We start from the raw sequence: 23,074 nt of genomic DNA on the forward strand, positions 1-23,074 counted from the left end.
ATGTTCTGTCTGCTTGAGTTTCTGCAGACAAGACAGATACCACTTGAGTGTACAGTGAACGTGATTGTCAGGTTGGAATTACACCTACTATGTCGGATGCTTCCCCAGAAGCTATAGAATCAGATCAATTATTCAAAGGGAGTTTAGAATATTTTTCCACTGCTTCGTATCCATATTAAAGATGAGGTCCATAGCACCAGTAAGATAAAAAAACTCTTCCAGCCCAGAGTTTGAATTATCCAATTTTGTGTCGCTAGCATTATCAAAAAAATACCATAAAAAAACATGGTCATAATAATTTTTGTTCTCATAGCAATCCTGACAGACAGATTAAATATAACAATATCGCTCTTACTGCTGTTCCAATACGATTTGGAATTCCATCGGCTACTGCTGATAAAATATACGTTACCTGGCCTGAATCCGGAAAAATTTTCAGATCCCTGAAGCGCTGCTGCCAGAACCAGCGCAGCTGGCCGGATGGCAGAAAAACAGCACTTGTTACCAATGACATCTGCACAATCTCTGGACGGATATATTCAGCGCCACCGATAAAAATCAGCGGCGTGATCATGGCAACAACAGGCGCCAGCAGATGATTAATCAATGGCCATTTTCAGCCATTGATTTGCTCTTCCAGATAGCACCATCCCTGTTTTCTATATGACCGGGTTACTGGTGATTCTGCTGATATTAAACCTGTCATTATTGTGATTTGTATCGCCTAAAATGCTTATGAAAAATAATTCTGTGGAAAGTATAGAGTCGCGTGATGACTACCTCCAAATGCCAAATTTTTGCAGATGCTTCTTTCTTGGTATAAGACCAATGATGACCAAAAGCACACCGCCATCATCACTGTATTCATGAAACTCAGCTATGCCAAAAAGTCTATTAAAAAAGGAGTTAGTATAGGATTTTATTCTGTTTGTAATTGAGTCGATTTCGGATGCTTTTAATTCTTTCTTATCCAAGAAAAACATTATCGCAGGGTCAACTCTGCGAGGTGTCAATCGACCAACTCGAAACATCTTTACCGCTGCAATTTTATATACGCCATCATTCTGTAAGACCATGTCTTTTATGTCATATCTGAATTTGATTCTAGAGTATTCCATCTGTGGAAATTTACAGATTGGTACAGTCTGATTTAAGTCTTCCCACAGTAGACTCCTGCTCTTCTTTAGTGCAAGAAGAGCAGAAGAGACAGCGATAAATAGAATAAGAAATACCCAGTAGTACAGCATTTAACAAACCAGAAATGTGGAGAGAATATAAGCGAAAATATCAAGAGAAAACGCAACAAGCGCAGCAGTTGAAACCATGGCTGCCAAGCTGGCGAATGTAGCAAATATTATTGCATAGTATGCAAACACGATAGCAGCACCGATCATTGCGATTAAGACTAATGATGGAACAATTGCTCTTGGATTCGTCGAACAATTAACACTTAGACTGGCTAGCGCTATTATGCCAGAAAAAATTGCAATGGCTAATGCAAATGGTGGAGTTACAATCAAAGGCCAGAAGAAAGAGGATACAGATGTAAGGATCGCTAAATGTCCAATTCCTGCCGAAAGATCAGAGAGTAGTCTTCCCCCGTTCTCCCCTCCACCAATCAGATAAGCACCGGCTCCTGTCTCCGGATCCAGAACGGTGTAACCAACGGACGATTTACCAAAGAAGCTGACTGGTTTTTCATGGGCAGTCACTTCTTTACTGGCGTACACCTGTAATCCCCCCATTTTTAATCGAACGATTCAGTAGAGGATCAAGCACTCTTCATCACGCTGGCGACGGGCATACGCACAGTACCAAAGGCGTAACGGGCCGGAACATTGGCGGCACGCAGCAGGACAACCAGCAGGCTGGCAGTATCGAAGGCGTTACCGCGCGATATTCGAGTTTGTAATCCGCCCTCTGTATTTCAGTAAAAGCTCTGAAGTAAATTAGTCGACATTTCTATTTTTGAAGTATCTCCTTATCTCTAGTATAAAAAATACTACCAAACAAAATAGTGCAGATGATGACAAAAAATCTGTGACTCTCATTAAATCATTAGTACATTGTGAATAGTCCTGCAGCATATAGCCTAAAAGTGTTCCAGACATTACTGTTAATAAAGCGCTATATTCTTTCGGCATATCTAAGCTATCCACATATAGACGTTATATCAGATAACAACGCACCAAATATGACAGCCGCAGCCAAACCACCAAAAGCAACACTTATTAGTCCTAATGCATAGGTAAGCATACCAACCGCAGCTCCTACCATTTTACTACATGCCCAGCTATTGCCACTGATAAGTGCGAAGCCAGCTGCGATAAGTAAAGAACCTGCAGAAATTAATATACCAGACATTAGTAAACCTACAGGCCCGCCAAGTAAAGCAGCGCTCAATATTCCTATTCCGAAGAAAGTAAGCGCTAGCCCAGAAAGGATTAAAACAAAAGCACCATTCTCCCCGCCACCAATCAGATAAGCACCGGCCCCGGTTTCCGGATCCAGCACAATATAACCAACCTGACTGCTGCCAAAGAAGCTGATTGGCTTTTCATGGGCGGTAACTTCTTTGCCAGCGTATACCGAATTACGGATATCCGTTTCAACAGATGCCGGCAACTGCAGACCATTTAATGCGACGTCGAGGTTTGCCTGTGTGATGGTCCAGATTTTCTGGCCTTCGGCCGCTGCCAGCTGTAGGGCTTTGACTGCACTGATACCGTTTGCCGGATTGTCTTCAGTGCTGAACATCTGCTCGGGAACGAGATGTTCCATCGCACTCAGGCGTGCACCAGAAACGCGGTTGTAATTAATCCATTGCTGGGTGTCGTTATTTTTATGCGCCAGCAGATGCGTGATGTGATCAACGTCCATTACCAGACCATTAATCTTCACGTTACGCGGAATACCAAACCAGTACAGCGGGGTCACATTGGTTTTGAATAAACCGTAGCTGGGTGCTTTATAGCTCACCATATTGGCCTGACTTGCCGCAATATCATCCTGCACATTATTCAGGGCAAAGTAGCTGAGGATGGTGGCGTAGAGTAAATCACCAACCAGCTGTTGTTTGCCAAGGTCGGTGTAATCTTCGGCAGTGATTTTTTGTTGGGTGTTTTCCAGATCATTTTTCAGTGCATCGGCCTGTGCCGGGCTGACGCCATGCAGGTCGAGCGCCAGTGCACGGTATTCACCGGCAATGGGTTTGTTCTGCGAGGTGCGCCAGCCACGGCCGGGTTGCCAGTAACCCATTTCCGATAACAGCTCGGTACCCATGGTCACGCTGCTGCTTGTCGCCGCAGTAATCTCACTGCCAATGGTGAACTCACCGTTCAGATGAATCAGGTAACCGGGCAGGGTGTCGGGTATATCCGCCGGGTCGATGTCGCCATTGGCATCCGGCTCCGGCAGATAGCTGGTGAGGGTTTGCTCATCGGCTTCTGAAGCCGGGGCAAATGACAGAGCCAGCTTTTTACCGGCTAACAAGGCGGTTGGCTGATTAATGCTGAGCAGAATATTGCCCATCTGACCGTACTGACTGCTGCCCAGCGTGTATTTGAATTTCCAGCGCTGGTTGTCGGTCAGGGCCGAAGCCACCAGTTTGCGGGTACGCAGTTCGTACGGCAGCGAGGCCGCCAGTGATTCACGCACAACAGTCTTGATGGCAGCCGTACCCAGTACATCGCCGACGGTGGCGTCCGGAGCCTGGCTGCTGATGTAGTCTTCCAGTTGAGCCTGATAGTTAGTCAGCGCCTGTTCAACATCCTGTTGTGGAATACCCTGTACCCAGCCTTCGTCTTCATTAACGGTACTGCTTTGCTCAAGGCTGTCGGCCAGCGCCTGGGCATCAAAAGGTACGGCCTGATCAAGGCCCATACCGTCCTGATATTCATATTGCTTGTAGCTGGCATCCATCGGAATCCAGCTGTCACCGACGCTGTGCTTTGCCCCACGGCTGGGTAAATAATCGATCCAGGCTTCAACCCAGACATGCTCCAGTTCGAAGTGCGTCACCTGACCACCGCTGACCAGCATCTTGCTGGGCACGCCGCCCTGACCGAGCAGATTGCCGGCGGCTTCCGGTACCTGCACATTACCAACCCAGTTCATCACGCTGGCGGCGGGCATACGCACGGTACCAAAGGCGTAACGGGCCGGAACATTGGCGGCACGCAGCAGGGCAACCAGCAGGCTGGCGGTATCGAAGGCGTTACCTTTCTGATAAGTCAGGGTGTATTCAGCGCCCTGCACCGAACCGTAGCTGGGAATATATTCAACGTTATTACGAACCCACTGATAGATCGCGACCGGATCGTTATTCAGCTCACCGGCTTTGGCAATCATGGCCGGGCTGAGCGGTGCGTCGAGGGTGGCATCCAGATCGGCCTGAACCGGGCCGCCGGGATTGCCCAGCATGTCTGGGGTGATGACGTTACTGGCCAGTTGTACGCCCTGCTCAAATAACGGCAGGTCGTAACGCTGACTCAGCAGTTTGGCATCCTGTGCCGGTTCCGGGGTCAGTTTCGGATCTGGTGTGCCCCACGGCAGTTGTTCCGGATCGAACGGATCACGCGGGTTACCGATACTGAAACTGTTCAGCAGGTCGTTCAGGGCGTTGAGCTGTTGCTCCTGATCATCCAGCGATTGCTCTTGTGTGGCTGCCGTCAGTTGTTCCTGCAGTTGCTGGTAGCGGGCCAGAATCTGCGTCTGCAGTTGCTGCTGTCGCTCCAGCACAACGGCCGGCAGGCGATGCTCCTGCAGACGGGCGGCTTCCTGTGCGAGGGAATTTTCGGTGTCCTGGCGCAGCTCATTCAGACGCTGCTGAAACCGCTGGCTGGGATTATCCGGCAAGGCATCCTCACCAAAGCCAACAAAGCTCAGCGCACGGCTGACAAAACCCTGCTCGGCATTCTGTTTGTCCAGCACCTGTTGCCGCTGCTGGCTTATATGATCGCGCAGATTGGCCAGCACCTGATCAAGCTGCTGATTGTCCTGCAGCCAGCGTTGCTGTTCTTCCAGCTGCTGTTGCTGGTCAATTTCCACCGCAACCGCCCAGGACGGCCAGATCACCGCATTCAGAAAAACAACCAGCACCGTGCGCGCAATAAGGCGCAGCGGGCGGGATGAGCGTGGAGCGCTGTCCAGCAGCAGCTCCTGTTGCAGCAAAGGCATAGAAGGGGTTCCTGAAGTCATAACTGAATTCCGTTTCATGATCATTGCGCCAGCTTCTCGCCGACAAACTGAATATGACGCTGTACCTGCTGACGGGCACTGGCGACATCGTCTTCATGGCCAACCAGCAACAGGTCGGCGGCCAGCAGCAACAGCGTCTGCGCCTGATACCAGTGCTCTTTGTTGATGGCTTCGCGGGCCAGCTTGAACTTCAGCCAGGCATGGCGGTAGTTCAGGCGATACCAGTAGTCCCAGGCCAGGCTGTCGAGCAGTGCCTGGGTTGCCGCGAGTTCCGGGGTGGCGCTGGCGCCGAATGCAAAGCTGGCCTGCGCCTGTTGCAGTTGCTGATTGCCGTCGACGGTGGTGGTCAGCAGGCCGATGCTCTGCTCACCGTCGCGGTCGGCCAATTTGATGTACAGACGTGATGCCAGAGTCTGCTGCTCTGCCAGCGTCAGGGTTGCCAGCCAGTGTTCATCCTGCTGAGCAAAAATGCCGGGAATCAGCAGCTCAGCACCTTCCGGCAGCAGCAGTTCGCTGACTAAGCTGACGGCACCGCGGTTGTTCTGCCACTGTACGTTCAGCGGCAGTACGGCAGAGCCCAGGGCCGGCAGTTCATCCGGCTGGATCTGTTGCAGTGCCTGCAGAATCAGTTCGGCATAGCTGCTGTCAGCCCCGGCCTGAGTGGCCTGCAGCAACAGGTCGAAACCAAAGAACAGGCTGCGTCCTTTGCCATAGTCGTAGCCGGTAATGGCGCGGCGCTTAACATCGAAAATGTCGTGCGCTTTATGCTCGCCTTTATCCAGCCAGTGCCAGTTATGCTGCTGGTCGTCTCCGGCCAGCGCGTATTCGGCAAGGGTTTCGGCGCCGGTCAGCCAGATACCCTGAACCTTATCGGCCAGCGGCAGCTGGGCATTCCAGGCGCTGCTCAGGTCAGAGTTGTGTACCTGTAATTCCCGCGCCCATGGATGACGGCCAATCACCGCCACACCCAGTGCCGATTCCAGCCACAGGTTACGTTTATCGAAACCACCGGCGACGATCAGGCCTTTACCGGCGAAGACCGCTTCGCGCAGCTCTTTCTGTACCTGCCAGTGCAGCTGCGGACGTTCGGCCAGCAACAGGTAGCTGCTGTAACCACCGAGACGGTGCTCGCGGGCAAAGTCATCGGCGCTGTGTACCAGCGTGTATTCCCAGCCAGCGTCCTGCAGCAGTTGTTCGATAAAGTCGTTCTGCTCATTCACATCCGGGCCGTTGAGCGGGCCGAACGGGTCGGCATTACGCAGATCGTCATCGCTGTGCCACGGATGCCAGGCCAGCAGGCTGACGTCTTCGTACAGTTCATTAAGCGTTAATGGGCGGTCGCAGCTGCAGTCGAAGGTCCAGGACTTCTCAACTTTACTCAGCCAGTTACGTTTAACCGATACCTCCACCCGGTACTCTTTGCCCAGTCCGGATGATGACTGCACCAGCACCTCGAACTGACCGCTGGCCTGAGCTTTCACACTGAGATCGGTGTTGGCCTTGCCGTGGCGATGGTTGATTTCGGTATCCAGCGCGCTGACGATTTCGGTATCCAACAGCTTGCCATCTGGGCCGTAGAGGCGGATTTCAATCTGCTGAGAGGTGCTCAGTTCGGCGCCGAAGTCGAAGCCAACGCGGATGTCCTCAAGAGCAGAACACTGACGCGGAGCATCGGTCAGCACCAGCACGCGGCCAGGGCCTTCACTGCTGATGGCCGTGGATACTTCAGGCGCCTGCACTTCAAAGCTGTCACTGGCCAGAACCTGCCAGGTGCCGTTGATGTTGGCTTCCAGTACACAGGCATAACCACCGTAAGCTTGTCCTGCGGCGCTGAAGTCGGTGTGCCAGGTAAATTCATCATTGCGGCCGATATCGGCGCTGATTTCGGTGCGCTGCAGCAGGGTTTCGCTGTCCGCCTGAATCAGGCTGTAAGCCAGCTGAGTCCCCAAAGCCGCTTCCGGCGCCCGGTTGCGTACCGTGAAATCACAGCGGGTGCTGCCGGTATGATAGATACGGCTGTCTGCGGCCTGAACACTGCCCAGCAGTTCCTGCAGTGCCAGAGACTGCACGCGGAATCCGGCCTGCGAACGGCTGAGTTCCTGACCGCTGGTGGCATCCAGTGTTTTCCACACAGCCTGATACTGTCCCTGACTGGCGTCGTTCAGGGCCAGCAGGAAGCTGAAGTCTTCCATTGACGACGGTGCGAGGCTGCCCAGATCACGGCTCTGGCGGAAAACTTCTGTGCCATCCGGCGCATACACCAGCAGTTCGTTGCGGGTGGTCGTCAGCGGCGCATTGCTGGAAGTATTCTGCAGACGGGCGCTGAGGTTAACGCTGTCCCAGCGGCCGTAAACCGGTTTGTCGGTATACAGGCTGGTGGCCAGACTCAGCGCGCCGCCACTGTTAGCCACAACGCTGAAGGGGGCTTCGGCCACTGCGGTTACGCGGCCATCGGCGCGCAGCAGTTCGGCCCGCACGCGGTAGTTACCGGCAATCAGATTGCCGATGCTGAAGTCATAACCATTGATGGTTTTATCTTCCAGACTGGTGAAACTCAGGGTCTGTTCGTTCAGCTGGCTGACCAGTACGCCCTGTTCATCGACGATCTGCAGGCGGAAGCCGCTGCTGGTATCGCCTTCGTCCTGATTGCGGACCTGACTGCTGATAATGACCTGTTCCTGCGGCCGGTACTGAATGCGGTCGGTATTGGTCGACAGCGCCAGAACGGTTTCAGAAACCTGCACCGCGCGTGAGCCAAGGCCATCACGGATCAGATTGCCGTTCACATCGCGGTAGGTCATTTCCAGTTCATGGATAACCAGACGTGTTTCGCCGGGTTGCAGGTTGTGCAGCTTCAGGTCGAAACGGATATCGGCAATCTGGCCGACATCAAAGGTCGGGTAGTGCCACTCCACTTCCGACACCGGAGTACCGAGGCGAACGTCGGCCGGGGTTTCACTGAAGGTGCTCTGCTCGATATCAATATCGGTGGCGGCAATGCGGTCGATAACCCGCACATCACTGATCATTGGCTGGATAACCCGGATCACCAGCGACAGCGGCAGCGCACTGGCAGCCTTCTGGTCGGTGGCGGTAAAGGTCAGCAGTTTGTCACCGAGGTCGGCCATGGACGGAGTCCAGCTGAAACGCACCGCGCTCGGGTTGCCCTGAGTCAGGTTGCTGACATTGGCACCGGCAGGCAGGCCAAGGTTGTTGACGAACACTTCGTCGTTGAGGTCGCTGTCGCTCGCCTGAATATCCAGGGTCAGAGTCTGGCCAACAACGGCATTGATAATATCGCCGGTTGCCGGTGATGGTGGCTGATCAAATACCGGTGGCTGGTTATCGACGAAGTCGCGCAGGTTGATAATAAAATCGACCACCACGGCGCTGCGCGGCTGATCAAACTCATCCAGATCTTCGATGGTGACCGACAGGGCATAGAGTCCGAGAGGTTCGTTCTGGCTGCCGGCACTCCAGTCGACATAACCGGTGCTGGTATCCAGCGTTAAGCCGGTGGGATTACGTGAGATACCTGACTGGCCAAGTGGCGTCAGGCTCCAGCGCAGATGGTCATTGTCTTTATCAACGGCAGGGACAGAGAAACTGCAGTCACCACGGGCGCAGCTGACAATCGGTGGCAGGCTGCTGACCGGAGAGCGGTTGCCGCTGCTCAGATCAACATTGGTATGCACCCGGTAATTACTGTTGGCAGAGTTACGCAGCGAACCGATGCGGCAACAGACCGATAACGATGCCACCCAGGGTTCACCATTGCTGCGTGCCTGCGACGGATATTCGTGGCGTACGGTACCGGATTCAAGTCCGGCCTGACGCGCCTGACCGATAACCCAATCTTCCTGAGTGTTAAGGGCGATCACCTCAAACTCATAGTTCGCGGATTTACCATCACCGAAGCTGATAGCGGCCGGACGAAAGACACTGCCCAGCTGCAGGTTACCGAAATAGCTGCGGCGGAAGGCCACCACAATACGGAAGTCGACGGTTGTTTCGCTGATTTCGGGGCGTGGCTCCCAGCTGATATGACCATAGCGGGCATGGGAGGCCTGACTGGCAGGACTCAGCAGCACGGCGCACAGGCTCAGCAGAGCCAGGCACCAGATTTTAAAATGGGCCGGAAAAATCATTCGCCATCAACTCCTTTGATCAGAATGCGTACCTGTGAGCGGCGCTCGGCGCCCGGAATCAGTTGTTGCGGGGTAAGGTCCTGCTCCACCTGCAGGCGTACCGTTGGCGGCACGAACAGCTGTGCGGCCTCAGGGGTTCCCTGAGTGGCAGTCGTGTCGAGGGTCAGGGTCAGTGGGTAATTACCACTGCGGCTGATCTGTTGCTGCAGGTTTTCCAGCGTCAGCTGCAGATTGGTTTGCTCCGGCGTGATTTGCAGATCCTGACGACCACTGCTCAGGATCTGGTTGTCCGGGTCGGCCAGAGTCCAGCTGAGGCTGGCGTCGACCGGCACGTTGGAAGCATTACGCAATACCGCCCCCAGAGTCAGGTCGGCGTTGCTGTCGAGCAGCGCGAAGGCCGGAGTAATCTCGGCTGCCAGAGAAGGCAGTGCCTGTGTCGGCTCAATCACCAGTGCCGCTGCCGCTTCAGCCAGCACCTGGCTGGTGTCAGCGTCCAGAGCCTGAATGGTCACCCGGTATTGCCCGGGAGCCTGACGGCCGCTGTTCCAGCTCATGGCCAGCTCAACATGGCGGCTTTCATTCGGTGCCAGCACCTCAGTAGCGTCACTCAGATGCTGTTTGTAGTGTTCCCAGGCTTCGGCGTTATCGGTATCCGGTAACGCTGGCAGATCGGCCCCCGGGAAACGGTCAAGAATCTGGTTGTTGTTGTCGGTGATCAGCACATACAGCAGCAGGCGGCGTTCACGTACCGTGAGGTTGGTCAGCGTGGTGCTCAGTGCAACCCGCTGATAGGCGCCGTAGGCAGGCTGGCCGGTGGTGACCTGGCTGACCAGAATGCCACCGGCGTTGGCTGGCATCAGGGCGATATCCATGGTCAGGGCGCGTGGCTGGCTGAGGCTGACCGGTGCGGAACCAAAGACGTAACCGGTGGCGTTGGCTCCGATCACAAACTCCAGGCTGGTAATGCCATCGAGCTGATAGAAGCCGTTACTGTCGGAGGTCGTGCTGCTGCCAAATACGCTGACCTGAGCACCTTCAATCGCGGACCCGCTGTCGGCATCGGTAATACGGCCGGTAATACGGGTTGTGCTCACCGGCTCGCTGGCGGTCAGCAGGATATCTCCCAGTGCAGCGCGGCCGGTGGCCGGTACGACGACACTGAGCAGCACGCTGTCATAACCCGGGCGCGACAGCATAATCTGCTGCTCGCCTGCCAGCGGTGACGGGATGGTAAAGCGGCCATCGCTGCCGGACAGCACCGCTGAGGTATTGCTCAGCTGCTCGGCCTGTACATCGGCCAGCGGTTGTCCGGTCGTGGCATCCAGCACCCGGCCAGACAGTTGCAGCGGCACGGTGGGTTCTGAATCCGGCTGCAGCTGCACAGAAAACTCTGCTGCGCTGCCGGCCACCAGATTGGCACTGGCGCTGACGCCATGGTAACCGCTGGCGCTGATCATCAGGCTGGCACTGCCAGCACCTGAGCTGAGCTGATAGGAACCATCGACCGCGGTCAGGGTATCGGTTGTGGTGCCAGCCAGAGTGACCTGCACCAGAGCCTGAGCGACCGGCAGACCGGTATTGGCATCGCTGACCACACCACGCACCAGACTGGTCGTCGGCGCCAGATTCAGGCGGATATCGCCCAGATCAATCAGCTGCCCGGCTTTAACGTTCAGCGTCTGTGAGGCGGTCAGATAACCATCGGCTTCGTAGGTCAGGCGGTAGCTGCCTTCTTCCAGACCGTTAAGTACAAAGCTGCCTTGCGCATCGGATAACAGATCGGTAGCACTGAGCGGCGAGGTGGTAATACGTACATTAGCCAGCGGCTGTGCGCTGACGGCATCGACCGTACGACCGCGAACCGTGGCCTTATCCGGTGCGGTTGGCAGGCTGATATTGGCACTCAGATACAGCGCCTGTACGGCCAGCGCGGTGGTAAAGGCATCATCCTGCCAGGAGCCATTGCCCTGCTGTTGCAGTTTCAGCCAGCTGAGGGTGTTGGCATAGCGGGTAACATCGGTGGTCAGAGGGACAACCGCGAGCAGGAACAACGCCGCTTGCCAGTCACTCTGCCAGCTGCCGTTGGCGGCGCTCAGGCTGTACAGGTATTCCTGACCTTTATTCAGGGATTCACCGACGTTGTACACATAGAGATAAGGGGTAACAGCGCGCAGAGTCAGGGCGGTGATATAAGCGGAGGAGGCGGTGTCGCTATCGAGGGCAAAGCTGCCATCACTGCGCTGCTGAGACAGCAGAAAACCGATAGCCGCCGAGGTTGCCGGTGAGGCCCGGTTACCGGCATTGGCCAATACCTGCAGAGCAAACAGGGTGTCGTAAACTGAGCTGTCAAAGCCGTTTTCGTCACCAAAGCCGCCATCACTGTTCTGCCGCAGAGCCAGTGTGGCCAGATCGTCGGCGAACGGCTGGCCGAGGCGCAGGTTGGCGCTGATGCGCCGACTCAGCAATTCGGTCTCGGGTGCATTGAGACCAGCCAGATAGGTTGCGAGTGTCTGGGTATTGAGATGATCCTGCTGCCCGGCACTGGCAAATGCCTGCAGAGCCTCGGTACTGGCCTGCCAGTCGGTGGCTGCCATGGTATTGCTGCGGAAGGATCCGTCTGCTTGCTGCTGGCTGCTGAGCCAGGCCAGTCCGCGGGTTATATCGTCAGACGTTGCGGAAGTGTGTGCGTGAAGCGTGGCTGGCAGCAGTGCCAGCACAATATAGAAAACTCTGAACCAGACGTTCATCGGTTGCCCCTGAGTTGTTGAAGCAGGCCTGAAAACAGGCATGCATCGTCCCTGAAAAGTCGGCGAGGCTACTGGCCAGAAATGACAGGTTCAATCGTGTACCGTGACAATCATTCTTAAGTCTTAGGCCTGAATTGATCTGATGTGGCATTGATGACGAAAGTGTGGCCGTTGGGCCTCCTCTTGCCGCCCTCCGTCCCTTGTTGTAGGGTGCCGCCTTTCCTTTCATCTGCGGGTTCCGTCTGTGAATTCATGGCATCTTGAACTGGCGGCGCGCAGTATTCGCTCCGGTGGCGTGTTGGCTTATCCGACTGAGGCGGTCTGGGGCTTGGGCTGTGATCCGCACAACGATGCGGCCATCCGCCGTATCCTTGAACTTAAAGGTCGCCCGGCGCACAAAGGTCTGGTGTTGGTGGCATCGTCATTGCAGCAGTTAGATGAGCTGTTGTTGCCGCTGAACGATGACGATTTGGCGCAGGTGATGTCCACCTGGCCCGGCCCGGTCACCTGGGTGTTACCTTGTCGTCGCGAAGTCTCGCCATTATTACGGGGTCAGCATCAGTCGCTGGCGGTGCGGATAACCGATCATCCACTGGTACGTGCATTGTGTGATGAAGTGGGTCCTGTTGTTTCCACCTCGGCCAATCCGGCGGGGCGTGAACCGGCCCGTACCGCGATGCGTGTGCGTCAGTATTTTACGGATCAACTCGATTGTATTTTGCCGGGAGCATTGGGTGGCCGTGCTCAGCCGTCAGAGATCCGCACGCTGTCTGGTCAGCGTTTGCGTTAACAGACCTGTGACAGGTCTCAGAGGAGAATATTTATGAGCCAGGCTCAGAATCCGCAGCAACGCTGCGATGTGGCGGCAGTTAAAACGTTTCTGCTGGATCTGCAGGACCGTATTTGCAGCGCACTGGAAGCGCAGGACGGTAAGGCGTTGTTTCAGGAAGACTCCTGGGAACGTCCGGCGGCAGAGGGCGAGCTGGCATTAACCGGTGGCGGCCGTACCCGCGTGATCGCGGATGGTGCCGTGATTGAAAAAGGCGGCGTGAATTTCTCTCATGTGCGTGGCGCGCGTTTACCGGCATCGGCAACGGCCAATCGCCCGGAGCTGGCGGGTCGCAGTTTTCAGGCTCTCGGCGTTTCGCTGGTGATTCATCCGCACAATCCTTATGTGCCGACTTCCCATGCCAACGTACGCTTATTTGTTGCAGAAAAAGAAGGCGAAGCGCCGGTGTGGTGGTTTGGCGGCGGTTTTGATTTAACACCGTTTTATCCCTATGAAGAGGATGTGGTGCACTGGCATCAGACTGGCAAAGATTTGTGCGCACCTTTTGGTGACGGTGTTTTTGCTCAATATAAAAAATGGTGTGACGACTATTTTTACCTTAAACACCGCGATGAAAACCGTGGTGTCGGCGGCCTGTTTTTCGACGACCTGAACGAGTGGGACGGCGAACTGAATTTTGAAAAATCCTTCGCCTTTATGCAGGCGGTGGGTAACGGCTATATCGACGCTTATGTGCCGATTGTGGCTAAGCGTAAAGAGCAGCCTTATGGCGAGCGTGAGCGTAAATTCCAGTGCTACCGTCGTGGCCGTTATGTCGAATTTAATCTGGTCTTTGATCGCGGCACAATTTTCGGACTGCAGACCGGTGGCCGCACCGAGTCGATCCTGATGTCGTTGCCGCCGGTGGTGCATTGGGATTACGACTGGCAGCCAGAGCCGGGCAGTCCGGAAGCGTTGCTGTACACCGATTTTCTGCCCCACAAAGAATGGGTGTAAGGAGGCTGCCATGACTGACCTTTATGCCGTGGTGGGAAATCCCATTGGCCACAGTAAATCACCACAAATTCACACCGCCTTTGCCGCGCAGACCCGTCAGGATTTGCTCTACACGGCACAGCTGGTACCGCTGGACAGTTTTGATTCGGCGCTGAATAAATTCTTTAAACACGGTGGTTGTGGTGTGAACGTGACCGTACCATTTAAAGAAAACGCCTGGCGTTACGCCGATGAATTTACCCCGCGCGCACAGCGTGCGCAGGCGGTGAATACACTAAAGAAAATGGCTGACGGACGTATTCTTGCCGACAACACTGATGGCGTGGGGCTGGTGCGTGATCTCACGGTGAATCATGGTGTGGCATTAAACGGTAAACGTATTTTATTGCTGGGTGCCGGTGGTGCAGTACGGGGCGTGTTGCAACCGCTTCTGGAGCAACAACCGGCGGAACTGATTATTGCCAACCGTACCCTGAGTAAAGCAGAAATGCTGGCCAAGGACTTTGCCGATTTAGGCAATGTAAAAGCATCAGAGTTTGCTGCGCTGGACGGCACGTTTGATGTGATTATTAACGGCACATCGGCCAGTTTGAGTGGTGATTTGCCACCGTTACCGGCCTCTGTGTTAACAGCCGGAACGGTTTGCTACGACATGATGTACAGTGCTCAGACCACGATTTTTAATCAGTGGTCACTGGATAATGGCGTGCAGAAAGTGATTGATGGTCTGGGCATGCTGGTAGAGCAGGCGGCTGAAGCCTTTGCTCTGTGGCGCGATGTCCGCCCGGAAACAAAAACGGTTATTGCGGTATTGCGTGGCGAACGCCGCCACCGTTAAGGCCATCTTTATCTGCCCAGTCACCCTGTGCAGTGATGATCGTCAGTCTATTTTTTGATGGAAGAGTGTAATGGCCACCACCACAAGCAATAAAAAGAATCATAATTTTTTCAGTAACCTGCTGTTTAATATCGTGATCCCGACGCTGATTCTCACCAAAGCCAGTGGTGACGATATGCTGGGCCCAACGTTGGGTGTGGTCGTCGCATTGGCGTTTCCGTTAGCGTTTGGTCTGTGGGATCTGAAGACCGCTGGCAAAGTGAATGCCTTTTCGATACTGGGTATCGTCAGCGTCTTACTCACCGGTGGTATCAGCCTGCTGCATTTGCCGCCGGAATATCTTGCCATTAAAGAAGCGCTTATTCCCGGTCTTATCGGCATTGCCGTGCTGCTGACTTTGAATACCCGTTATTCGTTACTGCGCATGATTATTCTGAATGACGAAGTGATCGACACAGAAAAACTGCAGCAGGCAATTGCCGAGCATGGCGAAGAAGAGAACTTTCAGCGTCACCTGACGATGGCCAATAAAATTATTGCCACCTCGTTTTTTCTGTCATCAGCGCTTAACTATGGCCTGGCGCGCTATATGGTAACCGCCATGCCAGGTACCGAAGAATATAACGAACAGCTGGGTGCAATGACGGCGATGAGCTATCCGGTGATTGTGCTGCCGAGCATGATTATTCTGGCTCTGGCGATCTGGTATTTATTCCGCAATATCCACAAAGCCACCGGCCGCGGACTGGAAGATTTTATGCGGCAGTAAGCTTGGCGCAGAGACATAAGAGAGATAAAAAAAACCGCGCCGGAGCGCGGTTTTTTTATCAATACAGCCGTTACAGTACAGCGCTGCTGAAATTCAACTGATACACACTGGTCGTCCCACTCACTTCATTACCCACGGCAATAAAATGCTTACCCTCACGGCTGAAGTAGTCGATAGACTCAGGGCCTAAATCGCCGGCCGCGCTGTTGTAAGTATCGTTATCGCATTCACCATCGCCATTTACTGCGGTGCAGACCGGTGCAGTAAAATCGCGGTTATTCAGATAGCTCTGGAATACCGGTACCTGCGGGTTGCTGATGTCGTACACCATAATGCCGCCCTGACGCTCCAGGCCAACGAACGCAAAAATACGGCCGTTAATAGTGGCCACTTCAATGGCTTCCGGCTCGGTGCCTTTGTCATCGCTGCGGTTGTCGGCGGTTTCTGCGGTTAAATTAATTTCATTGTCGGCATTAAAGTTATCAGGCTCAACGGCAAATACGCGCTTGGCAATATCGTCGCCACTGTCGAATACCAGCTCTGCATTGCTGTTCCAGATTGAGAATGAACGTGCGCCGTAGGAGTACAGGGTATCGGCTGCAGCGATACTTTCGCGGTCGTTAATAAATTTAAGACGCTTCAGCTGGTCGTTATCATCGAGTGCGGCTTTTAACGGATGGGCGTCAGCAACGATATCAAACAGGTCGCCGCCGCGGGCTTCGTCGACATGAGAAATACAGTCGTCGCTTTCGTTGGTATATTTTTGCGCATCTTCGTTTTTACCACCTACAGAATAATCTTTGCCATCCCAGCTGTGATTGGCCGTATCACAAGCCTGCTGTGTGGTTTCGTAAATATACTCGCGTCCGTCGCCTTCGTTGGCAGAGACAATATAGGTTTCGTTATTCAGTTCGAAACTGGCAATGGTGTCCGGCATATAAAGACCAGCCAGTTGCTCGTAGCTGGCAAATTCCCCCGGGCCGTTATCTTTATTCGATGCATCCAGCTGATTGCCGGAGTCTGAATTCCAGGATTTTTCTCCCAGCGCTTTAATGCTTTCTACGCGGGCGTTGGCGACATCAATAATGGCCATGGCGTTATTTTCCTGCAGCGCAACCCAGGCTTTGCTGCCGTCGCTGTTCAGGGTCATATATTCCGGTTCCAGATCCTGTGCCACGCTGGTGCCGGCCGGGCCGGAAATACGCACGCCTTCTGGCAGCTCAGCAGCGCGGCTGCCACCGTTATTAAAATCGGTAAACAGCACCTGCTGTACCACGGCTTTATCGGCACTGAAGCCTTTATTTAAATCGACGATGGTGACCGAACCCTGCGGGTCATTTTTATAATCGCCGCTCGGTTCGCCTTCGTTCGCGCTCAGAATATAACGGCCATCAGCCGACAGGGTGACCATGTCCGGCAGGCTACCGGCAGAGTAAGTTGCCAACAGGCTCAGATCGTCAGAACGGTACAGTGCAATCAGACCGGCATCCTGTTTTACCTTGGCTTCAATGGCGACGGCGACTAACCCCTTTTTCGCCGAGACACTGTTGGCGGCACCAATTTCAATACCGGCGGCAGTGGCTGCAGCGGCCAGATTGATGCTGCTTTTTTTCGTCGGCGCGCTGTTGTTCTGCGCCAGTGATAACACATCGATGGTGGCGTCTTTGGCATTCACCACATAAAGCTGATCGGAGCAGCTGTCATAGCTGACAATCTCAGCTGAGCTGGTGGCGAAGTCATTACCGGAAAAATAAGAATCAACCAATGATAATTGCAGCGTACCGGTGCTAGTTTCAGTTGCCGCTTTTTCTACCGCAGCACACTGAATACCCAGCTCGGCCAGTGGACTTTTGCTGTCGTTATTGTTGCTATTGTTGTCATCGCCACCACAGGCAGCCAGCAGCGCCGTGCTTACCGCAACAGCCAGAAACTTCGGGTTCATATTATCTCCGCTTAAATTCTTTAAATTTATGGGCGCAGAGAATGGTGGGCAGATGTTACAGCTGCGTGAAATTGAGCCGCGAGGTAAACATGGCAGATTAAGTCTCAGCCATAAAAAACGCCACTGTGGTTACCCGCAGCGGCGTTTTTTTCAGTGTTGTTAAAAGCCAGAATCAGCCTTCAAACACACCGTTATGGTAGATGTGCGCAACATCTTCCAGATCGTTCAGCAGGCCAGCGAAACGCTCGAACTGAGCGATGTCATCGCCGGACACCGGATGCTCGGTCTGTGGCAGATAAGTAATCTCTTCCACTTCGAAATCGATTTCCGGGTTCATCTCGGTCAGCGCGGTTTTCGCCTTGAAGTAATCCGTTGGCGGCACCAACACAGTGATCATGCCGTCTTCGCAGTCGATATCGGAGACATCCACATCGGCCATCATCAGGGCTTCCAGTGCGCCTTCTTCGTCGTCACCGGCAAACACAAACATCGCGCGGTGATCGAACATGTGCGACACCGAACCCTGGCTGCCCAGCTTGGCTTTGCACTTGGAGAAGATGCCACGGATATCACCGAAAGTACGGTTACCGTTATCGGTCAGAGCGCTGATCAGCACCATGCAACCACCGGGGCCAATGCCTTCATACAGCGCTGGCTGGAAGTCTTCACCGGCGCCGCCTTTGGCTTTGTCGATGGCTTTATCGATCACGTGGCTTGGCACCTGATCTTTCTTGGCTTTATCAATCAGACCGCGCAACGACAGGTTGGCGGATGGATCGATACCACCGTTTTTGGCGCACATATAAATCTCGCGGCCATAACGGGAATACACTTTGGTTTTAGCAGCGGCCGTTTTGGCCATTGATTCTTTACGGTTCTGGTACGCGCGGCCCATAGGAATTGCTTCTTGTGGCTAATGAAAAAAACGCACCGATTGTAACCGCTGGACGCGATGCTGTCTTCTGCGGCGCGGAGCGCGGATCAATGCCCGCTCATCAGTGGTCTGGTAACAGCGGCTCTGATATCAAAGCATGGGGTTGTTATAACCTTATCCCGAAATATTACTTATTGGTTATAACTCTATGGACTAAACTGCGCACCTTCATCAGTCCCCGCGCGGAGTTTTAACAATGTCTCAGGTTTTGCGTCTCAGCAGTGCCATTGCACTCAGTGGTCTGGCATTCAGCGCCCAGGCCACCAACGGTTACTTTACCCATGCCAGCAGTGTTCGTGCCCAGGGAATGGCCGGTGTCTCTGTCGCCATGGCTCATGATGCATTGGCGGCGGCCAGCAATCCGGCGGCCATCAGTGCATTGTCGGCAGAGCAACAGCTGGATGCCGGCATCACCTATTTCAAACCTGAGCGTTCCGCCGATATTCACGGAAATGGCTTTGGTATTGATGGCCATTACGATGGCAACGACAGCGAATCCTTTCTGATGCCGGAACTGGGCTTTGCCCGTAAACATTCCGACCACCTCAGCTACGGTCTGGCGCTTTATGGCAATGGTGGGATGAACACCGATTACGGCAAAAACCCGTTTGCCAATTTTGGTGCGCAGGGCAGCGCCGGCGTGAACCTTGAGCAACTGTTTATTACCAGTACCGTCGCTTACCAGTTTAACGATCAGCACGCGCTGGGGTTGGGCTTAACCTGGGTTCGTCAGCAGTTTGAAGCCAAAGGCATTCAGCCGTTTGCCGGTATGTCACAGGATGGCAGCGCGGTATCCAATCAGGGCGTCGATACCGCCACCGGCTGGGGTGTAAAACTCGGCTGGCAGGGTAACCTGAGCGACAGTGTCACGCTGGGCGCGAGCTGGTCTTCGGCCATCAGAACCGATGGCTTTGATCGTTACCGTGGCCTGTTTGCTGAAAACGGCGGCTTTGATATTCCCGAAAACTACAGCGCCGGCGTGGCCTGGCAGGTCATTCCGGCACTGACGCTGGCGGCCGACTGGCAATTCATCGGCTACGGCAGTGTGCGCTCCATCGCCAACGAACTGGACGAAGGTGGCCCACTGGGGGCTGATAACGGTTCCGGTTTTGGTTGGGAAAGTATCAACGTCTATAAAATCGGCGTTGAGTACGATGTGCAGCCGGGGCTGACCCTGCGCGCTGGCTTCAGCTACTGCGACCAGCCAGTTCTGGTTAATCAGACCTTCTTCAATATTCTGGCGCCGGGCGTAATTCAGAAACACGCCTCACTGGGCGCGACCTACGCCGTAAACGACAGCAACGACGTGTCGGTGGCTTACACCCACGGCTTTGAAGAAACCGTGCATGGCAGTGGCTCGATTCCGGCGAATTTTGGTGGCGGTGAAGCCGATATCACCATGTTCCAGAACCAGCTGGCGCTGGGCTGGCAGGTGAAGTTCTGAGGGGTGTCTGTCTGAGGTCGGATGTCTGATGTCGGACGCAGAAAGACGCTTAAAAACGGGAGGGCCAGTAATGGCACCTCCCGTTTCTGTTTTAGGGTTGTGCATAAAACGTGGTGCGCATAGTCTATGCACATATGAATAGCGCATGGGATCTCGTATGCAAGCCACATACAACAACGCCGCTCCGAAAAAACCGACCAACGTCAGCATCAACAGTGACCTGCTGGCCCAGGCTCGGGCCTGTAAAATCAACCTGTCGGCAACGCTGGAACAGGCGCTGGCCGATAAGGTCGCTCAGGTTCAGCGTGAACAGTGGCTTAAAGAAAACCAGCAGGCGATCAATGGTTACAACCAGCTGGTGGACGAGCAGGGTGTATTCAGCGACGGCCTGAGAAGTTTCTGATGCAGTTTTATGTTTACAGCAACACCAATCCCGCCAGTAAGGGGCAGTACCCCTATCTGTTGGATGTGCAGAACAGCCTTCTGGCCGACCTTAAAACACGGCTGGTGATTCCCCTAACCGCACAGGCCAATTGCCGTTCTGGCGTTATCAGCAAACTGTGCCCGGTGTTTAACATTAACGGTGCAACCTTCGTTGCTCTGACCCAACAGATGGCGGGTATTGAGTCGCGCTTACTGGGGGAAGAGGTTGCCGATTTATCGGCTTACCGAACTGAGATTATAGCGGCGATCGATTTTGCGGTGGTGGGGATTTAAAGTGATAAAATCCGAACAAGGAGGTGCCAGTCACGGCATCTCCTGTTTTTATAGATTTAAATACTTCTATTGATGTTTCTCCGAAGTAGGCGTTTTTGCAATCATTTCGATAATATTTTTATCACGCTCTGAAAAGTCGTCGAGTTTCGTTAGCTTGGAGAAAATTTTTTCCATTCTGGATTTAAGCTTTGTTGTAGCGTTAACTTCTTTGAAATATCCTTCCAGCCAGTAGGCATCGTGCTCCATTTTAGATCTCAGTAAGTCAAAAACAATGCGGATCTGTTCTAAACACTGGCTCTGGTTGTGATCATTTATTCTCTCCTCAAATAGGAAAGTAAAGTCTGCTAAGCAAATGGACAGATTGACATCTTTAAAACCCTGAAATTTCAAAGAGATTAGATGTTCGAATGATCTTTCTGCAATATCTAGATCATATTTTTTTTCGATGGCTTCCGTCAGGATTATCGCTTGTTCGTAACGCCCCGACTCATCCAGTATATCTAATGTTGGGCGGAGAATATCTTCTAATCGATTTTGAGTAATAACGGCAGACGAATATACGAAATCGTGGGCAAGAGAGCGGAAACGGAGCCTGTTTTCATCCGACATTGTAAACTCTATTGTAAGAGCTCGTTGCCAGACTTTTCTCGCAACCTCTATATTGTTATGCCAGTAGCAATAGGCGATAACATTTAAATCATTGGAGTAGCTGATAAAATCATCTGGTGAGTAATGCTGCATCAGACCGCTTTTATTATTAACATTCAGGCTGATTACGGCTCTTAAAAATGGTTGAATACTCTGCTCTGTTTTTTCACCATTTCTTAAGCTCTCAAGGGCGTTGTTTCCGTATTTATCAGAAAGATTGATCCCGGCGTATTTATCTCTATAGGCTCCATGCGCAAGAAAATATGTTCGAAGTATAGCAAGAGACGTTTCAGGGCTATTAATTGCCGAGTGTTGAATGTAACTTTCGTCAACTCGATCCGCTAGGTTTTCGTATTCGATGACCTGGTTTAGATCACTTTTATCGTTACCATTTCTATTGAAAACTATGTTGTCGATTTCTTGTGTAAGTTTATAGCTGTGTCTGTATAGACTGTACAATAGAATATCCAGAATATGTATCTCACCCTGATGAATTCGCCACATCTCTACGGTGTTTCTGAATATCAGTTTTAGATCACGAATATTGTCTATGAATGAAGCTGCAGCAATATAGAGTGAACGGAACTTTTTGTCATGGATACTCTTTCTGCTCTGATATATAACGCCGTTCTGATCTTTGTAAGATAAAATAATATCGTATGCTGTTTGCTTAACGCAGTATTCAATAAATCTAGGAATAATTTTGTAAATGTTGCTCAGTGAGAGATCTTCAATATGATCAGCTAAGCGACTGGCTATTTGTGCAATATCAGGATGGCGATCCGAGGTGAAAAGAAAGCGAATGCTGTCCAGAACCGCTACCTGGTCCAGTACACTCCCCACTACACCGGCAAACAATGAAACATTTTGTGCTCTGTCTATATTCTCTATGACTAATAGCAGTTTCAGATTGTTCTGTTTAAGTATTTTATTAATGTCTTCTAATACCATATTTCTCGGACGTTTCCGTATAAATGGCGCAGCAATCCGAAATAATGAGTGTGCATCGTAGGCTGCAGCGACATATTCTGATGGAACACCAATAATGGCGGAGGCATCGACGTGTTGACCAATTGCATCGATCACTTCCTCTAAAAGAAGCTCTGTGAGCTTTTCAGCATCTTCTGTCCGGCCCCAGCAGTCAAAATGACAGCTGATCCATTCTTCATCGTGGCGATCAGAAAGTTCATTGAAGACTGATTCGATAAGTGTTGATTTTCCGCTTCCAAATGGACCGTATATTATTTGACCTCTGGTTGCTTTTGTTGATGCAGAATCCACTAACCGTTTCACTATCCTTTCGACATACTGCTTACGATTTAAAAGATCAGCTGTGTACTTAGGTTCATCAGTATTAATCCACTTTCCGAATTCCTCATCAGACATAGCGTCGAGAGATTGGCTTGATGTATTGGTGAGATGTTTCCTTTCGGATTTTGGGTGTATGGAAATTGCGAGAATTCCATAAGTAAAGCAAAATACAGTGATCAGCAGTGTTGAACTTGAGTCGAATGGTTGAGTTGCAACTGCATCGCTCATGCAGATGAATAGAATCAGGCCTATCGCAACCGATATATGGAGTGGTGGGTAATACAGCAGTGCTTTCAGATCAAGGACGTACTTATGTTTTGCTCGCTTAAGTCGTACATGAAAGCGTTGCTGAATCAGAATGGTAATTAAGGCCGCAAGTGCCGAAAGCACGCACTGAATCAGCGTTGGCTGTTTCGATAACCAGCTGAATACGAAATTTGGAATACTAGTTTCGAATACAAAGAACCAGAAGACGGCAGCCAGTACACCTAAGGCAAGGACATTGATCCATCGGAGTAAAGCAGATTTAAATTTAGAGGTGTTGCTGCTGACCTTGCTGCCCATTTCAATCCCTTCATTGAGTGCAAAGTC

The 23,074-nt window shown here is 52.6% G+C and carries 17 protein-coding genes; 7 read left to right on the top strand and 10 right to left on the bottom strand.

All coding sequences use genetic code 11. From position 1 onward, the window contains the following. Positions 1–307: 307 nt before the first annotated feature. The 7 genes from NYR02_RS09430 to NYR02_RS09455 all read right to left on the bottom strand — a co-directional run bounded on the left by NYR02_RS09430 (position 308) and on the right by NYR02_RS09455 (position 12,094). Positions 308–607, bottom strand: a complete 300-nt coding sequence (locus tag NYR02_RS09430; protein WP_260976111.1) for a hypothetical protein — start codon at positions 605–607, stop codon at positions 308–310. A gap of 169 nt (positions 608–776) precedes the next feature. Continuing rightward, positions 777–1,247 carry a hypothetical protein gene (locus NYR02_RS09435; protein WP_260976112.1) on the bottom strand — a complete coding sequence of 157 codons (471 nt, stop codon included), beginning with the start codon at positions 1,245–1,247 and terminating at the stop codon, positions 777–779. Continuing rightward, a complete protein-coding gene (locus tag NYR02_RS09440) occupies positions 1,248–1,730 on the bottom strand; it encodes a hypothetical protein (RefSeq protein WP_260976113.1) in 483 nt (160 codons plus the stop codon). It lies immediately after the preceding gene. A gap of 41 nt (positions 1,731–1,771) precedes the next feature. Next, complete coding sequence (locus tag NYR02_RS19605) at positions 1,772–1,900, bottom strand: transglutaminase domain-containing protein (protein ID WP_420864302.1); 129 nt, start codon at positions 1,898–1,900, stop codon at positions 1,772–1,774. 251 nt (positions 1,901–2,151) lie between these two features. Next, entirely contained in the window at positions 2,152–5,199 is a 3,048-nt protein-coding gene (locus NYR02_RS09445; protein ID WP_260976114.1) for a transglutaminase domain-containing protein, read from the bottom strand. Positions 5,200–5,219: 20 nt separating this feature from the next. Continuing rightward, a complete protein-coding gene (locus NYR02_RS09450; RefSeq protein ID WP_260976115.1) occupies positions 5,220–9,347 on the bottom strand; it encodes a hypothetical protein in 4,128 nt (1,375 codons plus the stop codon). Further along, entirely contained in the window at positions 9,344–12,094 is a 2,751-nt protein-coding gene (locus NYR02_RS09455; protein ID WP_260976116.1) for a carboxypeptidase regulatory-like domain-containing protein, read from the bottom strand. Before NYR02_RS09455 ends, NYR02_RS09450 begins: the two co-directional genes overlap by 4 nt. Positions 12,095–12,338: 244 nt before the next feature. Between NYR02_RS09455 and tsaC the strand changes: the two genes are divergently transcribed. The 4 genes from tsaC (at position 12,339) to NYR02_RS09475 (ending at position 15,487) form a co-directional block, all read left to right on the top strand. Beyond that, on the top strand, positions 12,339–12,884 hold the full coding sequence (tsaC, locus tag NYR02_RS09460; RefSeq protein WP_260976117.1) for an L-threonylcarbamoyladenylate synthase type 1 TsaC: 546 nt from the start codon (positions 12,339–12,341) through the stop codon (positions 12,882–12,884). 33 nt (positions 12,885–12,917) lie between these two features. After that, positions 12,918–13,880, top strand: coding sequence for an oxygen-dependent coproporphyrinogen oxidase (gene hemF / locus NYR02_RS09465; protein WP_260976118.1), 963 nt, complete (start codon positions 12,918–12,920; stop codon positions 13,878–13,880). Positions 13,881–13,890: 10 nt separating this feature from the next. Next, complete coding sequence (aroE, locus tag NYR02_RS09470) at positions 13,891–14,718, top strand: shikimate dehydrogenase (RefSeq protein WP_260976119.1); 828 nt, start codon at positions 13,891–13,893, stop codon at positions 14,716–14,718. 70 nt (positions 14,719–14,788) lie between these two features. Beyond that, on the top strand, positions 14,789–15,487 hold the full coding sequence (locus tag NYR02_RS09475; protein WP_260976120.1) for a VC0807 family protein: 699 nt from the start codon (positions 14,789–14,791) through the stop codon (positions 15,485–15,487). Between the two features lie 70 nt (positions 15,488–15,557). Here the strand turns inward: NYR02_RS09475 and NYR02_RS09480 are convergent, their stop codons facing one another. Together NYR02_RS09480 and NYR02_RS09485 are read right to left on the bottom strand one after the other, a co-directional pair. Then, the gene (locus NYR02_RS09480; protein WP_260976121.1) at positions 15,558–17,429 is read right to left on the bottom strand and encodes a choice-of-anchor I family protein; all 1,872 of its coding nucleotides are present in this window, start codon (positions 17,427–17,429) and stop codon (positions 15,558–15,560) included. A gap of 172 nt (positions 17,430–17,601) precedes the next feature. Next, positions 17,602–18,324, bottom strand: a complete 723-nt coding sequence (locus NYR02_RS09485) for a YebC/PmpR family DNA-binding transcriptional regulator (RefSeq protein WP_260976122.1) — start codon at positions 18,322–18,324, stop codon at positions 17,602–17,604. Positions 18,325–18,559: 235 nt separating this feature from the next. On the opposite strand from NYR02_RS09485, the gene NYR02_RS09490 reads away from it, so the two are divergent. The 3 genes from NYR02_RS09490 to NYR02_RS09500 all read left to right on the top strand — a co-directional run bounded on the left by NYR02_RS09490 (position 18,560) and on the right by NYR02_RS09500 (position 20,524). Then, entirely contained in the window at positions 18,560–19,807 is a 1,248-nt protein-coding gene (locus NYR02_RS09490; protein WP_260976123.1) for an OmpP1/FadL family transporter, read from the top strand. 157 nt (positions 19,808–19,964) lie between these two features. Next, entirely contained in the window at positions 19,965–20,210 is a 246-nt protein-coding gene (locus tag NYR02_RS09495) for a type II toxin-antitoxin system CcdA family antitoxin (protein WP_260976124.1), read from the top strand. Continuing rightward, positions 20,210–20,524 (top strand): CcdB family protein, encoded by a 315-nt coding sequence (locus tag NYR02_RS09500; RefSeq protein ID WP_260976125.1) that lies wholly within the window; start codon positions 20,210–20,212, stop codon positions 20,522–20,524. Before NYR02_RS09495 ends, NYR02_RS09500 begins: the two co-directional genes overlap by 1 nt. A 66-nt stretch (positions 20,525–20,590) precedes the next feature. Here NYR02_RS09500 and NYR02_RS09505 read toward each other — a convergent pair whose 3' ends face one another. Continuing rightward, positions 20,591–23,047 (bottom strand): ATP-binding protein, encoded by a 2,457-nt coding sequence (locus NYR02_RS09505; RefSeq protein ID WP_260976126.1) that lies wholly within the window; start codon positions 23,045–23,047, stop codon positions 20,591–20,593. Between the last annotated feature and the right edge of the window lie 27 nt (positions 23,048–23,074).

The sequence above is a fragment of the Thalassolituus pacificus genome (assembly GCF_025318105.1).
GTDB lineage: Bacteria > Pseudomonadota > Gammaproteobacteria > Pseudomonadales > Oceanobacteraceae > Venatoribacter > Venatoribacter pacificus.

Coding starts and splice junctions, on each gene's coding strand:
- NYR02_RS09435 (WP_260976112.1), bottom strand. CDS start 1,247: ATGCTGTACTACTGGGTATTTCTTATTCTATTTATCGCTGTCTCTTCT.
- NYR02_RS09445 (WP_260976114.1), bottom strand. CDS start 5,199: ATGACTTCAGGAACCCCTTCTATGCCTTTGCTGCAACAGGAGCTGCTG.
- NYR02_RS09450 (WP_260976115.1), bottom strand. CDS start 9,347: ATGATTTTTCCGGCCCATTTTAAAATCTGGTGCCTGGCTCTGCTGAGC.
- NYR02_RS09455 (WP_260976116.1), bottom strand. CDS start 12,094: ATGAACGTCTGGTTCAGAGTTTTCTATATTGTGCTGGCACTGCTGCCA.
- hemF (WP_260976118.1), top strand. CDS start 12,918: ATGAGCCAGGCTCAGAATCCGCAGCAACGCTGCGATGTGGCGGCAGTT.
- aroE (WP_260976119.1), top strand. CDS start 13,891: ATGACTGACCTTTATGCCGTGGTGGGAAATCCCATTGGCCACAGTAAA.
- NYR02_RS09475 (WP_260976120.1), top strand. CDS start 14,789: ATGGCCACCACCACAAGCAATAAAAAGAATCATAATTTTTTCAGTAAC.
- NYR02_RS09480 (WP_260976121.1), bottom strand. CDS start 17,429: ATGAACCCGAAGTTTCTGGCTGTTGCGGTAAGCACGGCGCTGCTGGCT.
- NYR02_RS09485 (WP_260976122.1), bottom strand. CDS start 18,324: ATGGGCCGCGCGTACCAGAACCGTAAAGAATCAATGGCCAAAACGGCC.
- NYR02_RS09490 (WP_260976123.1), top strand. CDS start 18,560: ATGTCTCAGGTTTTGCGTCTCAGCAGTGCCATTGCACTCAGTGGTCTG.
- NYR02_RS09495 (WP_260976124.1), top strand. CDS start 19,965: ATGCAAGCCACATACAACAACGCCGCTCCGAAAAAACCGACCAACGTC.
- NYR02_RS09500 (WP_260976125.1), top strand. CDS start 20,210: ATGCAGTTTTATGTTTACAGCAACACCAATCCCGCCAGTAAGGGGCAG.
- NYR02_RS09505 (WP_260976126.1), bottom strand. CDS start 23,047: ATGGGCAGCAAGGTCAGCAGCAACACCTCTAAATTTAAATCTGCTTTA.